The 14,842-nt window shown below is 40.5% G+C and carries 11 protein-coding genes and 2 pseudogenes; 9 read left to right on the top strand and 4 right to left on the bottom strand.

Annotation, left to right across the window (positions count from 1 at the left end):
- The first annotated feature begins 55 nt into the window (after window positions 1-55).
- Both Q1A86_RS08000 and Q1A86_RS07995 read left to right on the top strand, forming a co-directional pair.
- Complete coding sequence (locus tag Q1A86_RS08000; RefSeq protein ID WP_299805119.1) at window positions 56-1,096, top strand: porin; 1,041 nt, start codon at window positions 56-58, stop codon at window positions 1,094-1,096.
- Window positions 1,097-1,652: 556 nt separating this feature from the next.
- Window positions 1,653-2,393, top strand: coding sequence for an RluA family pseudouridine synthase (locus Q1A86_RS07995; protein ID WP_299805117.1), 741 nt, complete (start codon window positions 1,653-1,655; stop codon window positions 2,391-2,393).
- 46 nt (window positions 2,394-2,439) lie between these two features.
- Here Q1A86_RS07995 and Q1A86_RS07990 read toward each other — a convergent pair whose 3' ends face one another.
- The gene (locus Q1A86_RS07990) at window positions 2,440-3,552 is read right to left on the bottom strand and encodes a tyrosine-type recombinase/integrase (RefSeq protein WP_299805114.1); all 1,113 of its coding nucleotides are present in this window, start codon (window positions 3,550-3,552) and stop codon (window positions 2,440-2,442) included.
- A gap of 1,189 nt (window positions 3,553-4,741) precedes the next feature.
- On the opposite strand from Q1A86_RS07990, the gene Q1A86_RS07985 reads away from it, so the two are divergent.
- Complete coding sequence (locus Q1A86_RS07985; protein WP_299805112.1) at window positions 4,742-5,242, top strand: hypothetical protein; 501 nt, start codon at window positions 4,742-4,744, stop codon at window positions 5,240-5,242.
- Window positions 5,243-5,522: 280 nt separating this feature from the next.
- Here Q1A86_RS07985 and Q1A86_RS07980 read toward each other — a convergent pair whose 3' ends face one another.
- Entirely contained in the window at window positions 5,523-6,545 is a 1,023-nt protein-coding gene (locus Q1A86_RS07980) for an oxidoreductase family protein (protein ID WP_299805109.1), read from the bottom strand.
- A gap of 145 nt (window positions 6,546-6,690) precedes the next feature.
- Here Q1A86_RS07980 and Q1A86_RS07975 point away from each other — a divergent pair, with 145 nt between their 5' ends.
- Window positions 6,691-7,080 carry a glycine zipper family protein gene (locus Q1A86_RS07975; protein WP_299805106.1) on the top strand — a complete coding sequence of 130 codons (390 nt, stop codon included), beginning with the start codon at window positions 6,691-6,693 and terminating at the stop codon, window positions 7,078-7,080.
- Between the two features lie 96 nt (window positions 7,081-7,176).
- On the opposite strand, the gene Q1A86_RS07970 is transcribed toward Q1A86_RS07975, so the two are convergent.
- Window positions 7,177-7,671 (bottom strand): DUF6702 family protein, encoded by a 495-nt coding sequence (locus Q1A86_RS07970; protein ID WP_299805103.1) that lies wholly within the window; start codon window positions 7,669-7,671, stop codon window positions 7,177-7,179.
- A gap of 2 nt (window positions 7,672-7,673) precedes the next feature.
- Window positions 7,674-10,099, bottom strand: a pseudogene (locus Q1A86_RS07965) (M1 family metallopeptidase).
- 285 nt (window positions 10,100-10,384) lie between these two features.
- Between Q1A86_RS07965 and Q1A86_RS07960 the strand changes: the two are divergent.
- From Q1A86_RS07960 to Q1A86_RS07940, 5 genes and pseudogenes are all read left to right on the top strand, one after another.
- On the top strand, window positions 10,385-11,080 hold the full coding sequence (locus tag Q1A86_RS07960) for an SDR family oxidoreductase (RefSeq protein ID WP_299805100.1): 696 nt from the start codon (window positions 10,385-10,387) through the stop codon (window positions 11,078-11,080).
- 299 nt (window positions 11,081-11,379) lie between these two features.
- Window positions 11,380-11,787 (top strand): annotated as a pseudogene (locus Q1A86_RS07955) (ATP-dependent zinc protease); the annotation flags it as partial.
- Between the two features lie 84 nt (window positions 11,788-11,871).
- Window positions 11,872-12,756: a 30S ribosomal protein S6--L-glutamate ligase gene (gene rimK / locus Q1A86_RS07950; RefSeq protein WP_299805332.1), complete on the top strand. Its 885-nt coding sequence runs from the start codon at window positions 11,872-11,874 to the stop codon at window positions 12,754-12,756.
- Between the two features lie 163 nt (window positions 12,757-12,919).
- A complete protein-coding gene (locus tag Q1A86_RS07945; protein ID WP_299805098.1) occupies window positions 12,920-13,471 on the top strand; it encodes a GNAT family N-acetyltransferase in 552 nt (183 codons plus the stop codon).
- Between the two features lie 9 nt (window positions 13,472-13,480).
- Window positions 13,481-14,830 carry an FAD-binding oxidoreductase gene (locus Q1A86_RS07940; RefSeq protein WP_299805096.1) on the top strand — a complete coding sequence of 450 codons (1,350 nt, stop codon included), beginning with the start codon at window positions 13,481-13,483 and terminating at the stop codon, window positions 14,828-14,830.
- Window positions 14,831-14,842 lie beyond the last annotated feature (12 nt).

Raw genomic sequence — 14,842 nt, 5'->3', positions numbered from 1 at the left:
CCTTAGAGCTAGGGAGTCGTCTGGCTTTCTAATTAATAAAATATTAAGAGAGAAGATGATGAAAACAATTAAATTAACTTTGCTAGCCGCTGCTGTATTAGCTTCACCCAGTGTTATGGCTGATGCCTATAAATTTTATGGTCGAATCGATTACTCGGTGACTCACTCAGATAGTGGTAGTGCAACACATAGTGGTAAAAGTGGCACCATACTAGAAAATAACTGGAGCCGCTTAGGTATTAAAGGTAATGCAGCACTTAATGAAGACTTTACTGTGTTTTATCAAGTCGAAGTCGGTGTAAATGGCGCGACCGAAGGTAAACAAAATAACCCATTTTCAGCGCGTCCAACATATCTAGGCATTAAACACTCTGCAGCGGGTCAGCTAGCTGCTGGTCGTATCGATCCTGTGTTTAAGATGGCGAAAGGCACCGCCGATGCGATGGATATGTATTCGTTAAAGCACGACCGTTTATTTGCGGGTGATAAGCGTTGGGGGGACTCGCTAGAATATAAAACGGTTAAATGGAATAAGCTTCAGTTTGGCGCAAGCTACATTCTAGAAGATAACTATTATGGTGAAGACGATGTTCGTCGTGACAATGGCAACTATCAAGTTGCATTGACCTATGGCGATAAGCTTTTCAAAACCGGTGACTTGTATCTGGCAGCAGCGTACACAGATGGTGTCGAAGATATTAAAGGTTTCCGCGCTGTTGCTCAGTACAAAATTGATAACCTGATGTTAGGTTCGATTTACCAAAGTTCTGAAATCGTTAACCCTAACTTAGATAATTGGCAGCAACGTGATGGTGATGGTTTTATCGTTAGTGCTAAATACCAGATAGATAAGTTGACGCTAAAAGCACAATACGGACAAGATGATTCAGGTACGGGTAAAATCGCAGGTCGTGTATATGACAAGTTAGGTGCAGCAGCGACTGAAGTCCCAGAAGTATCACAATGGGCAATTGGTGCTGAATATCGCCTATCTAAGTCGACGCGTGTACATACCGAAATCGGTCAGTTTGATGTAAAACAATACTCAGATTTTGATGACACCATCGCAAGCATTGGTTTTAGAATCGATTTCTAATTAGGACTGATGCCTGTTTTTGTTCATAGTATTTCATTTCTAGTTTGAGCTATTTGTCCCTAGGAACGTACAAGGATGTACTTTCTACTGCACTGTAAAAATGCCTTTCTTTTATTGCACCACACATTTTAAGTTAATCATTTTTTTGATTACATAATCAATATAGTTAAAAATATCTCGGGATTATATTTTAATAATTGCGTTTTTATTCAATAATATGAATACCCTCAGGGAGGGGGTTGGTGAAATGCATGGATAAACAATGATTATTAATAAGAATAATTAAGCCAAAGCAAGCTCATTTTGTTGATAGTAAAACTTATCATTAAGCATTTTTTATCGTGAAAATGCTATGTATATACCAATATGCCTGATGTCGGGGGCGTCCGTTAGAGAGTACTGTAAAGTGTATTGCATGAGTATCTATTGCAATATTTGAAATTGAACTCCCAGTGTTGAATGCTCATAGGCGAATCACTTCATCAACTTCTACGCTCGTTGCGGCGGTAAAACTCATGTATGATAAGCCGTCTTTTAACTCTATAGAGCTATCTCATTGCAACATTTTCCGACTGCAGCTGACGATTTTATCGCACCTCCTTGTTTTGAAGAGATCACCATTCTGTTTCAAGATGAACACTTGTTATTGATCAATAAGCCGTCAGGTCTGCTGTCTTTATCGGGTAAACACCCAGCCAATATTGATTCAGTTCACTACCGACTCGTTAAAGATTTTCCAGGTTGTACCTTAGTGCATCGATTAGATTTGGGCACTTCAGGGATCATGGTGATAGCACTCAACAAAACGATTAATGCGCTGTTGTGTAGACAGTTTAGTGAACGGTCTGTATTAAAAACCTATACAGCATTGTTGCTTGGCGAGCTCAACAGTCAAGACGGATTTATTGATGCGCCGATTGCGAAGGATAAGCCAAACTTTCCACTAATGAAAATCTGCGACAAGGAGGGTAAAGCTGCCCGTTCTTTGTATCAAGTTTTAGGACAAGAATTATATTCTGACTTAGCGGATGGAGCTCATCTAGATAATACCAATCGAGAACAAAAAGAGACTTCGGTTCCGATCACCAGAGTCGAGTTTATTCCTGAAACAGGGAGAACTCATCAATTACGGATCCATAGTCAGTACTTTGGTCACTCCATCATAGGTTGTGATCTTTATGGCTCAGACTTTTCTTATCGACTGGCTCCAAGATTGATGCTTCACGCAACTCGTCTTGAGTTTGATCATCCCATCACTGGGGAAAGAATATTTGCCAACAGTCCGTGTCCATTCTAACTTTCAGTATATTTTAATTTAAGCGAACAGGAAGTCTAAATCGTTTTTAGTCTTTAGGCTTCAAATAATGTCTTAATGATCTCGGATCTGTATGCCCGGTTCTTGCCATGATGTAGAGATGGTCTTTGTCATTTTCATGAAGCTGGGTAACGCAACCGCTTCGTAAACTATGAGCACCATAGAATCGAGAGTTGAGTCCCGCTTTATCACAATATTTCTTTATCATTTGATAAATATCGTCACCCTTTAAAAAGCCTTTACCCGTTTTTGCTTGAGTGAGCTGATAATCCCTAACAGAGTTACCATCACGGCTAAGTGATCTGAAAAGGTGTCCCTGTTTTATTTTGGTCGCATCGAGCCATTGTTGTACGGCATCATAGGCAGAGAACTGCTCCTGCTTCGGTAAATCCTTCCACTCCCTTTGACCCTGTTGGTTACTCTTAGAATAGGGTACCCGAACTTTTAACTTCTCTCTTAAAAAACTAATGTGCTCAACTTTTACTTCTGCTAATTCAGAACGGCGAAAACCACCTTGCAATCCAAGCTGCAAAATTGCCTTATCTCTTAAACGAGTTAGCTGTTGTGGCTGTTGATCAATTACGGCTAATAACATCTCAAGTTCATCATAGGTGATCGGCTGCTGATCATAGTCAGAAATATGTCGATATTGATTACGCATAAGACCGCGCATCACTCGGATCACGAGTGGATGTTCAGTGGGTGAATGCAATCCCGCTTGAATATGAAAGAAGCGAACTGCAGCCAATCGGGTATTGATCGTTTGCTTTGATAGCTGGTGGCCATTTTTTTCTTGGTAGAGCTCTTTTTGATGACCGATAAAAGAAATCACACTTCGAGGATCGGCGGGCAGGGCACTGAGATTATGCTGATCGCAGTAATTCTTAAAAATGGTAAAGCTGGACCGATAGACTCGGCGTGTATTTGCAGAGATCTCATATTGTGTTTCGGCTGCGGCACTTTTGTAATCATCTAATATTGAGATAGGAAGTTGCTGTTCTTTAAAGAATTTCTCATTTGGATCGTACTGAGCACGTCGAGCATCAACTAAAGCTGCTTCTTGATGATTGTTCTCTATGCTATCTGAGCTTTCGATTAGCGAAGAAGCCTCAATCTTAGGAAAGTTTTGCTCTGAATTCATCTTTAAATCTATAGCCTTTATCTTCAAAAGTGATGTTAAATCCAGCATTTAACGGCAGATATTCTACTTAAAAACCCATATTACTACCAGTGATAATCGTCATTATCACTGGTAGGGTGCGTTTGAGTATTGGTGGCTTGTTTTATGAGCAGATATAAGGTGTTTATACGTGGGGGCGAGCAAATATCAATCGATAATCTTAAAAAGAGTCATAGGCCTCTTTTTATGTTATTACGTATCCTACCTAGTGCTGTTCTTATTTAAAAAAGAGTGGTGTAACCATTTTATTAATGGCGATAAGTGTCTTAACTATTATTCGTCATCTGGTGATGTTAAATAACGCTATTAATCATCAGTAACTAACGTGAAGTGGCGAGTAATTAACCAGATATGGTGGGAAATATAACAGGCTTGTTTTCTACTAAATAGGTACCATAGCTGACTAGCTTGCAAAGCATTAAAGAGTGGTTAAACCATACTAAACGATTGAACAAGTCGTTTATTAGCTGCCTCGAGGTGTTGTACATGTCTATCTATAACCTGCTTTACCATCTATTGGATAAAGAGGTAGCTAACTTATCTTTAGAAAATAGTTTCTACTGAGAGGCATATTTTTGCAGTAATAGAGAAAGTCGATCCTGTGAACGGTGATAAATCCAATCAAGTACACCTACAGATCAAAGGCTGATTAATCGTCTTGTCATAAGTGTTCTTGTGCTAAATGTTCTTATGATTAGTATTCCGCATTTGATAGTAAATGTTTTGACTGATGATGCATTGCGTATCTTCTCGATAATTTAATATCAGTCAAATATGCAGCAACAGCTTTAAGGGACAATTTTGGTAGATTCTATTATTGGCATATTGCAGACAATCAGTGTCAGGCGAAAAGTGCTAATAACGAAACAAACTAATAAAAAATAAGGCTAGGTTTGGTGAGTTTAACAGATAACACGGACACCATAGATACTCCTAATTATGGTGTAACCATACTATTGATGAGTTTATATCATAAGGGGACAAAGTTTAAATATCCTGTCTATCTAGTAAGTTAGAGACTGCAAAGAGGTATTTACTATAGTATTATCTGGTTATACCATACTTTAAAATATCTTGTGTGGCGTGTACATTATCCTAGTTCAATGTCGCGCTAGTGTGATGTTTAACTAGAGAAACTATCGAGAATAAAATGAAAATTGAAACAAAGAATGCGTGTAATAGTTGGCAGTATCATGATCAAAAACCAACAGCTGGCCGAAAATTAAAATTGCTCGAAGGTGATGAGTTGATAGTCGCATTACCACTGATCTATCGATTGATCCCCTTGGCTGAAATTAAAAATAGAAAAGACTGGTTCGTTGAGCTTAATAGTCCAGCTGAACGAGAGCGCCTTTTTGTCATGCTGACAGAAAGCTTATCTTCACTAAATCAAATTAGAAAGCAAGCTACGGGCTTGGAAAGTGCTCTCATACAAACAAACATTTTGCTGAATCGATACTTTAGTGATTATGGCTGGAGAATGGTTCGAAAAGAATTATCGCAAATAAAAAAACGTAAAAAGAAATCTCATATAGAGATAGGCAATGACCTTGTTGTAAAACTTAAGGATTTTATGTCAGTAAATCAGATAGATACTTTCGACCAAGCCATCGATCATCTATTAAGTGAGTACCCAAATTCAACTGAATAACGCTTAGCTTTGGGCTAAGCGGAAACTAGTACTCAGAAGTATAAGATAAGGAATTTAGTTTAAAGTAAATGACTAACCAATTAAGACGCTAATGCCAAATTTAGTGAAGTGATGAAGAGTAAATTAGCAAGCTTCAATAAAGACTGGTGGGACTTAGCAAAACTGACCTAAATTAGTCTAACTCAAATCAGCTGTTCCTGAATCAGTTTAGTGTTAATTAACCTGATTTAATCAACATGACTAAAATTTATTTTTGTCATTGAGTCTTTAATTTTAGTTGCTAAAGGGAGTTTAATGCTCTTTGTGTGATCTGGTGGCTGAATAGATTTCTCTTTTGATGGTTCGGAGCCCACCCAATTAAGAAGCGCTCAAAGTCAGCCCAGGCTAGATATACCAATTGTTTCCAATCTTGAACTACTAAATTAGCGTCTAATTTAGGTTGGTATAAGCCTAGTGCTTGAGTTAAGTAGTGGAAATATTCATTCACTAATTGCGCGAAGTTATTCGCACATTCTTTCTCCGATAAGCAGCTACCTATTAGATAAATGAGGTCTTTTACGCCAGTTCCACTACCTACATATTGAAAGTCGACAGCAGCAACATCACTGAAATCCTTATTGAAACAAAAGTTAGCAACCTTTGCATCACCATGGATAATGGTCTTATACTCACAGCTATTCAGTAACCTATCGATTTTAGTCGCTTTTGTTTTAAGTACTGACTCTGGCATTTGTTGCCACTCTTCTTGTCGAGTCGAAAGGTGCCAATAACTACCTATAGGCCAGAGTCCATCAGTTGACAGTGCTTTTGAAGGCGTTAAAAATTTTGCATGAAAATGCGCTAACCAACGAAGACATAATTTGACCTGCTCAAGAGTGAGACAAGAGGCTCTAACGGTAAACCCTTGACTATCGAGATCAGACATTAAGATCAATTGGCTAGATTGTCCGGCTTCAGTAAAACGACACTCACCTAAAAATGTAGGGACTAAGCAATGCTCATTACATTGATTGGCCCATTGCTTATAGAAGTTAACTTCCACCCTGTATGATTCAAGCTTTCTCTGGTGGGAGACTGAACTCGCCCAACCTCTTGGGTGCTGTACCTCATTAGGGGGAGTGATATGTTTGACGATAAACTGACGATTCCCGTAAGTATTGGCTAAGCTTTGAGAGGTAAAGCTATATCTAGCAATTTCACCATATCCAGACCATAGTGATTGAATGATTTCTTTCTTTTCAAAATTAGGTGAGCCAAAAAATTTTGTTAAAACATCATCTATTGATGCATTATTTAAATTCATTCATGTACCTTAGTGAATATTCGTTCAAGTGCCAGACAGGTAGAACGCTGTACTATAATTGATATAAAGCATAAATCAAAACAGACTGAGCATGTTGATTATATTGGTTTTACATCGGCATGTTGACTATAAGAGGAAGCATTGAATGAAACGTCATATATTAACCCTTGGATTATTGTTACTGCCTGTGAGCGCCATGGCAAACATCATTGTCGATAAAACGGGTGTTGATGAAAAAGACTATGTGTACGATCTTCATCAATGCACTGAGATGTCGACTCAAGTCGAGCAGAAACAGACCGAGGGAAGTGCGATTGGTACTGCAGCTAAAGGTGCAGCAATTGGTTCAGCTGGTAAAGCGATAGCAGGTGGCTCTGGTACGGACGGTGCAAAGCAAGGAGCTGCAATTGGTCTTGGAGTTGGAGTGTTATCTAAAGGCAGGGAAAGAAGGAACAATAAAGATACTTATGCAGCTGAGCAACAAAATGTTATAAAAAACTGCATGACAAACCGAGGTTATGTAGTGCTTAACTAATTGATTAAAAGCTGTTTAAAGACTTCAATATCTCAGTGGTTGAAAAGGCTAAGTCAAAATGAGCTTAGCCTTTTTAGTGGCTGACACTGAGTGGTATTAATCCGCCAGCTCTACGTCGAGCCATGATGATTCACTGTCAAAAAGAACGGATTTCACCTTTCCTTTTCCTTCGACATTTACCAAATTTATCTGAGCAGGCCAAAGGTCATGTAAGGCACCATTTGAGATCTTTAGGCCAGTTAACTTTTTAGGAATTGGCTTCTCCTGATATACCCATAGGTATTTACCGTCTATTTCAATACCGACAAAAGTTAATGGAATACTGCTGCCATTATCCTGTTTAAGAGCAAAATGACGTTGAACATATTCGGCAAAGGTCTGCTGAGTTTCCGCACTGCTAAGGATATCTGCACTCGGGTCAAAGAGTTTCTTTACGGCATGTTCGGCGTCATGCAGGTAGAATTTATGCATGACTTCTATATACTGTAAGCGCTGATTAAACTTGACACTCGTGACCGCCGTTTTTTGCTGATGGCCGTACGAGGAGCCAACCATGAATAGGCAAATCAAACCGATGAAATAACGATTCATGATCAAGCTCCTTTACCGTTAGCAGACGATGTCTTTTCATCCTCTTCATCAACTTTAATTTCAGTCTTGATGTCCTGCATGATATCACGCTTAAGTTTGCTCTTACTCTTTTCCTTCTTGTAAGCTTCTATGCGTGATGGAATGATCCGTCTAGGAAAGTAGTTGTTGTTTAGTTCGACGTCTGCAGTTTGCCAGCTAGGGTCGATTTCAACTTCTTTAAGCTCTTTATCCGTCACGATTAATTTATTCACGATAGTTGGACTGCGACGCCAGATCTCTGCTGGAATATGTAACTCCTCGATTGAACCGTCGGTATAGGTTAGATGTAGTAGAATTGGCATTACCAATCCACCCACATTGGAAAACTCCAATACATAATAGTTTTGGTCTTCTTTAATCGCTCGCTCAATGACTTCTCGCTCAATGACTTCTCGCTCCCAAGGCTTTAGTTTATTAAGGAATTTATTGTATTTATTCCTCTCCTTGTTTGTTGCGGTAAACTGGTCATTTTATCATAAAAATCAGTGACATCATCATTGAGCTCGACCCAAGTTTTAATACCTTCTTCTTGGTTCTTAACAATGGCCATCGGAGTAGGCTTGTCCTGTTCTATCTCGCGTTCTCGCTTAAAGTCGATATCAGGATCCTTACTGATCATATTAAGCTTGTAGACTTTATCGATACCAAGATCTACGTGATCAGTAGAGTAAAACCACCCGCGCCAGAACCAATCAAGATCGACGCCAGATGCTTCCTCCATTGTTCTGAAGAAATCAGACGGAGTAGGGCGTTTATACTTCCAGCGTGTAGCGTATTCTTTAAAGGCAAAATCAAATAGCTCTCGACCTAGAATGACTTCACGTAAAATATTAAGGGCGATAGCCGGTTTAGTGTAAGCATTGGGTCCAAACTTTAAAATGCTATCAGACTGAGTCATAATAGGGACTTGAACCGAAGATTTCATATACTCGATTATGTCTCTTGGCTCTCGAGCCCAATGTGAATCGGTTTCCCACTCACGAACTGCAATCGACTCTACAAAACTATTTAAGCCTTCATCCATCCAAGTCCATTGGCGCTCATCAGAGTTAACTATCATGGGAAAATAGATATGGCCAATCTCGTGGATCACCACTCCAATAAGAAAGCGTTTTTCAGATAAGGTGTAAGTGCGTGTACCATCTTCTTGCAACTCGGTACGCGGACCATTGAAGGTGATCATCGGATACTCCATACCACCGACTGGTCCATTAATGGATTGCGCCGTTGGATAGGGGTAATCGAAAGAATAACGCGAATATACCTGCATGGTATGAATGACAGATTCAGTAGAGTATTTCTTCCATAAGTCGCCGCCTTCCTTAGGATAGAAAGACATCGCCATGACGAGTTCTTGCTCAGCGGCAGGCTGTTGATAGCCTTTAGCATCCCACATGAATTTACGTGAAGAGGCCCAGGCAAAGTCACGTACGTTTTTGGCCTTAAAATGCCATGTTTTGACCTCAGTTGTACCTTCTGACTCGTTTTCTAACGCTTCTTCCTCGGTAACAATAAATACCGGACGCTTGCTGCTTTTAGCTTGTTCGAATCGCTTACGTTGATTGGAGGTTAAAACACTTTTAGGGTTAGCAAGATAGCCTGTAGAGGCAACGACATGATCGGCAGGTACGGTAAGCTCTACATCGTAGTCACCGAATTCTAGGGTAAATTCACCGCTACCTAGAAAGGCTTTATTGGTCCATGCTTCATAGTCAGTATAGGCGTGAAGCCTCGGAAACCATTGAGCAAGTTGAAAGATATCGTTGCCACCTTCACGTTTATCGTCAGCAAAATGTTCATAACCAGAGCGGCCACCAACCGCTTTTTGTTCGGTAATATTGTAACCATAGTCTAAAGAGAAGCTGACTTTTTTACCGGGCTTAAGGGGGGTGAGTAGATCGATACGCATGTTGGTTCCAACAATCGTATAATCAAGCTGCTTGCCGCCAATAGTGACATTACCTATCTCATACCCCACGTCATTATCGGCGAGAAATTGCTGTTTACGTAAAGTGTTCAAGCTGATCTTGGTGGGTGTGCCATTAATACTATTTGCTAGTTCTTTAGGTGTCGAAAAGGTTCTTGTTCGGCTAGCAATAGAATCGGACTGATAATAGTTTTGATCGAGTTGTAGCCACAGATACTTGAGGGTATCTGGGGAGTTATTGGTGTAGGTAATTTTTTGTGAGGCATCAATTCTTCTTTTATCTTCATCTAACCTTGCATTAATCTGATAGTCGACTTGTTGCTGCCAGTATTCATGGCCCGGCTCCCCTGCTGCATTACGATATACGTTAGCGGTCGGTAGACTTTCATCTAATTGCCTGAATTTGTCTTCGAAATCACCTTTTGACTGTTTAATTACCGAAGCATGTGTACTAAATGCCATGACTACAAACGTTGACACTAGGAGTCGCGATGGAAATGTTATTTTTATCACTGAATCGTTTCTCTTGTTATTGTTTTTAGCTGGGTAGAGTGAATACAAACTGATGTTTGCCTGAGTATTTTTATGGCAAGAGTATACAATAGACAATATTAAGTTTGTCATGGGAATTAACTACTTTGTAACTTTTCATGTTAAGGATATTTTTCTGAAATAATCCTTAACTTCTTACAACACTGAACTAGACTGAGCGAATATAAGACGATGAAGCTTAGTGGAGGTGACCAAATGACTAAACATGTATTAATTACGGGGGGAAATCGTGGGATTGGGCGAGCCTTCGTTGAACACTATTTGAAGGCTGGTTGGAATGTTACGGCCTGTTGTCGAGACCCGAAAAAAGCGGTTGAATTGTCGGTATTAAAATCAAATTATGAACAACTAACGGTTCTCGCACTCGACGTAACTCTTTGTGAGTCGATGGCTGCGCTAACAGAAAAGTTAGCCGATACTCCGCTCGATCTATTGATCAATAATGCTGGTTATTATGGACCCAAGGGAGTCGAGTTCGGAAGCTGCGATGCTAATGAATGGCGTAAAGTCATTGAGGTCAACACTATAGCACCATTACTACTCACTCAAGCCTTGTATCAAAATCTAAAACTTGGGTCTAATACTGTGGCTGCATTTATTTCCTCTAAAGTGGGCAGTATGGAAGATAACTCGAGTGGGGGAGGCTATTATTATCGCTCATCTAAAGCCGCGTTAAACTCAGTGGTTAAGAGTCTATCAATTGACTTAAAAGGTGATGGGATAAAATGTGTCGCCTTGCACCCAGGTTGGGTACTGACAGCGATGGGCGGCCCTAAAGCGCTTATCGATACTGATATGTCGGTTAAAGGAATGTTGGAGGTAATTGGAAAGTTAACATGGGATCAAAGTGGTGAGTTTTACGATTACCAAGGGAAACCAATACCTTGGTAATTTAAATTTTGACGCTAATGGAAAGAAAGTGAGCTACTCAACACTTTTAAATAGCGTAAATTATAATTAACCCGACGAACCTACTCTGAAAATAGGATTTTTGATACCCTGTTTTAATAATTGGCATCACCGTGACTTCACACGTTTATGCGGTAGTAAAATTGCGATAGAAGTCTCAGTTTTCAGGATTTTAGAAAAAATTCTATCCGTATGCAGTAAATAACTAAAATTTAGTTTGCATCTGCTGAAAAAAGGAGTACTTTCGCGCTCCTTAATTTAACTTAACTGGAAGAATTGTAATGAGCGACAATAAGTTTATTATCGGAAGTGAAGAGTGGTGTGCATTCCCATCTCTTGGTGTTCCTGCAATTAAAGCTAGAGTAGACTCTGGCGCCAGAACGTCATCAATCCATGCTGTTAATATCCGTCCTTTTAAAAGAGAAGGCGAGCCATGGGTTTCTTTTGAACTTCACCCGATACAAAACAGTCGCAAGATCATTCTTAGATGTGAAAGCAAAGTTATTGATCGCCGTAGTGTAAAGAGCTCTAACGGTGAGTCAGAGAAACGCTATGTTATCGCCTCTGTTATCCAGTTGGGCGGTAATGCTTGGGAAGTTGAGTTGACCTTAACGAACCGTGACAGTATGGGGTTCCGCATGCTGCTAGGTCGTGAAGCAATGAGCAACAAGACCTTAGTTGATCCATCTGAATCATTCTGCTTAGGTGAGAAGGACGACGTAGAGGTTGAACATCTTTATGGTGTTAAAACCGCTAAGAAAAGTGGCCTTAAGATCGGGTTACTAGCCAGCAACCCTGACTTATACAGTAACCGACGCATCATCGAAGCGGGTGAGCAACGCGGTCATGAGGTGGTATTTTTAAATATCAGCCAATGTTATTTAAAGCTTGATGCATCTTCACCAGAAGTCCACTATCGTGGTGGCAGAGTGTTGAATGACGTTGATGCAGTTATTCCACGTATTAGACCAAGCATGACTTTCTATGGTTGCGCGTTAACACGTCACTTCGAAAGTTTGAATATCGAGGCATTAAACACGTCTGATGCGATTACTCGTTCAAGAGATAAGTTATTTTCGCTGCAGTTATTGCAGAAAAATAACCTAGATATTCCAACAAGTGGTTTTGCTAACTCGCCAGTGGATACTAAAGATCTAATCGACATGGTTGGTGGCGCTCCGCTTATCGTTAAGCTGCTTGAAGGTACACAGGGTAAGGGCGTTGTTCTTGCTGAAACAACGAAAGCAGCAGAAAGTGTGATTAACGCATTTAAATCTCTGCGTGTTAACTTACTTGTGCAAGAGTTCATTAAAGAAGCCCAAGGTAAAGACTTACGCTGTTTTGTGATTGACGGTAAGGTTGTTGCCTCAATCGAGCGTACAGCGGCTCCTGGTGAGTTCAGAGCTAACATTCATATGGGTGGTAGTGCTTCAATCGTTTCTGTGAGCGCTGCGGAAAGACAATTGGCGATTAAAGCTGCTAAAACAATGGGCTTACGTGTTGCTGGTGTTGATATTATTCGTTCTAGCCGAGGACCTCTATTACTAGAGATTAACTCGTCACCTGGACTGGAAGGCATTGAATCAGCGACAGGTATTGATATCGCTGGTGCGATGATCGAATCTATCGAGAAGAAACTAGGTTGGAAAGCTGAATAGCAGCTGCTAATTTATAATCTACTCTAAAAAGCGCTATGTCTTAGACATAGCGCTTTTTTTATATTGTTTATATGTCGGCAGACTGATTAATAATGCTAGAGAAGCTTTTAAGGTGAAAAACATGTTAGTGTGACATTTTTGTTAAAGCAACAGCCTAAATACCATGATCATCCCACTAACAGAAACACACTTCGATGCCGTTATTGCTCTTGGAAATCAAGTTCATGGTGATGGTTACCTCGACTTTGAAACATTAGCTCATATCGTAAAACTCGGTAACAAACATGACATTAATAGCTGTTTTATTGCCATCGACGAGGGTGATCTACTTGGCTTTAGGCTATGTTACGCCTCTGGGCAGTGGCCGATTGACAAATGGTGTACGATATCTGATTGGCAAGTTGAGCCGAGTAAAGTTGGTTATCTGAAGTGTAATACGGTAGCCGAGCAGGCGAGAGGCAAAGGGTTAGGGGGAAAACTTTTAACGGCCTCAATAGCGGCGTTAACCGAGCAAGGAGCCATTGCGGGTGTGAGCCACCTTTGGAAGCAAAGCCCTAATAATGCTGCAGTTAAGTACTTCACTAAAGCTGGAGGAAGGCTCATCAAAGAGCACCCTAATCGCTGGAACAATACAGTAGAACATCCACAATATATTTGTATTCTATGTGGGCCGAATTGTCATTGCGCTGCATGTGAAATGCTACTGATGTTTTAAGGGAGTACTATGCACATTAACCAAAGCGACCGATTCGATCCATTAGTTGCCAAATCCCCCAAACAGCTGTCCACATGTCGTTCTTATTGGTCCGATACAATAGATATCGGCACTGCAAATCCAGCCTTAACTGATAGGATCCACATGGACGTAGCGGTTATTGGAGGAGGCTATACAGGATTATTAACTGCCTATTATCTAGCAAAACATTATCAAGTTGATGTCTGCGTGCTTGAGGCTAATCGAGTTGGATTCGGTGCTAGTGCGAGAAATGCCGGTTTTGTGCTCAAAGGTTCCGGTCGACTAGGTTATAGCCAAATGGCTAAACGCTGGGATCTAGATACTGCTAAAGGGATCTACTCCGAATTTAGCGAGGCTGTGGGACGTGTCGAAGGTTTAATAAAAGATCACCGTATTAATTGTGACCCACAATCTAAAGGCTACCTAAAAATAGCTCATAATGCGAAAGCAATGTCTCAACTTACCGACTCGGCAAACTTTATAGGAAGGTATTTAGGTGACGACGCTCAAATACTCACTCTGTCACAACTCCAAGCTAATTATATGGATCATCGACAGGCTTTTGGGGCTTTAAGGCTCAAAAATGGCTTTGGAGTCAACCCTCTCAAACTATTAATGGGTTACAAGGCTATGGTTGAGAAGCTAGGGATCCCTGTGTATGAGCAGTCTTGTGTCGAGTCATGGGTTGAAGAAAATGGTTCTCATCACTTGATGACAATGAAAGGAGAAGTTATCGCAAAGAAAGTGGTGACATTAGGCAATGGCTATACACCAAAGCATTTTAACTCGGCTGTAGATAACCGATTTTTACCCATCTTAAGTAATATCATAGTCACCGAACCTCTGACTGAAGAGGAACTTGCCACTGCGGGACTTAAGAGCCGAGAAGTAATTATGGATACTAGGGTGCTTAAATATTATTACCGTTTATTACCCGATAACCGCTTACTCTTTGGCGGGCGAGGAGCTATTTTTGGTCGATATGCTGACAGCCCTATTTATCAGCAACGTCTCAAGTTTGCGTTAAACCAATGTTTTCCATCGCTGAAATATAAAGGCATCGATTATAACTGGACCGGTTGGATTGCAGCTGCTTTCGATGACATTCCCCATGTGTATGAGAATAATGGCATCGGCTACAGTCTTGGCTATTGTGGCTCAGGCGTCTCATTTAGTGCCCAAGCTGCCTATCGTTTGGCGCAGCAGATAGTTGGAAAGTCGGTACCCGAGCTTCCTCTTTATCACAGCGCAGCACCTAAGTTTCCTGGTGCAAGTTTAAGACGACTAGGGCAGTGGGGTTACTACCATTATGGCTGGATAAAAGACCGCTATTTTTAGCTGAAATTTTTA

Origin of the sequence: uncultured Shewanella sp. (assembly GCF_947497935.1) — a bacterium.
Lineage (GTDB): Bacteria > Pseudomonadota > Gammaproteobacteria > Enterobacterales > Shewanellaceae > Shewanella.
The sequence above is the reverse complement of the archived record's forward strand: the minus strand, read 5'-3'. Positions and strand labels throughout refer to the sequence as shown.

Bases quoted from the DNA above. Each gene is read 5' to 3' on its own strand.
- Q1A86_RS08000 (WP_299805119.1), top strand. From the start codon at position 56: ATGATGAAAACAATTAAATTAACTTTGCTAGCCGCTGCTGTATTAGCT.
- Q1A86_RS07990 (WP_299805114.1), bottom strand. From the start codon at position 3,552: ATGAATTCAGAGCAAAACTTTCCTAAGATTGAGGCTTCTTCGCTAATC.
- Q1A86_RS07985 (WP_299805112.1), top strand. From the start codon at position 4,742: ATGAAAATTGAAACAAAGAATGCGTGTAATAGTTGGCAGTATCATGAT.
- Q1A86_RS07980 (WP_299805109.1), bottom strand. From the start codon at position 6,545: ATGAATTTAAATAATGCATCAATAGATGATGTTTTAACAAAATTTTTT.
- Q1A86_RS07975 (WP_299805106.1), top strand. From the start codon at position 6,691: ATGAAACGTCATATATTAACCCTTGGATTATTGTTACTGCCTGTGAGC.
- Q1A86_RS07970 (WP_299805103.1), bottom strand. From the start codon at position 7,671: ATGAATCGTTATTTCATCGGTTTGATTTGCCTATTCATGGTTGGCTCC.
- Q1A86_RS07960 (WP_299805100.1), top strand. From the start codon at position 10,385: ATGACTAAACATGTATTAATTACGGGGGGAAATCGTGGGATTGGGCGA.
- Q1A86_RS07945 (WP_299805098.1), top strand. From the start codon at position 12,920: ATGATCATCCCACTAACAGAAACACACTTCGATGCCGTTATTGCTCTT.
- Q1A86_RS07940 (WP_299805096.1), top strand. From the start codon at position 13,481: ATGCACATTAACCAAAGCGACCGATTCGATCCATTAGTTGCCAAATCC.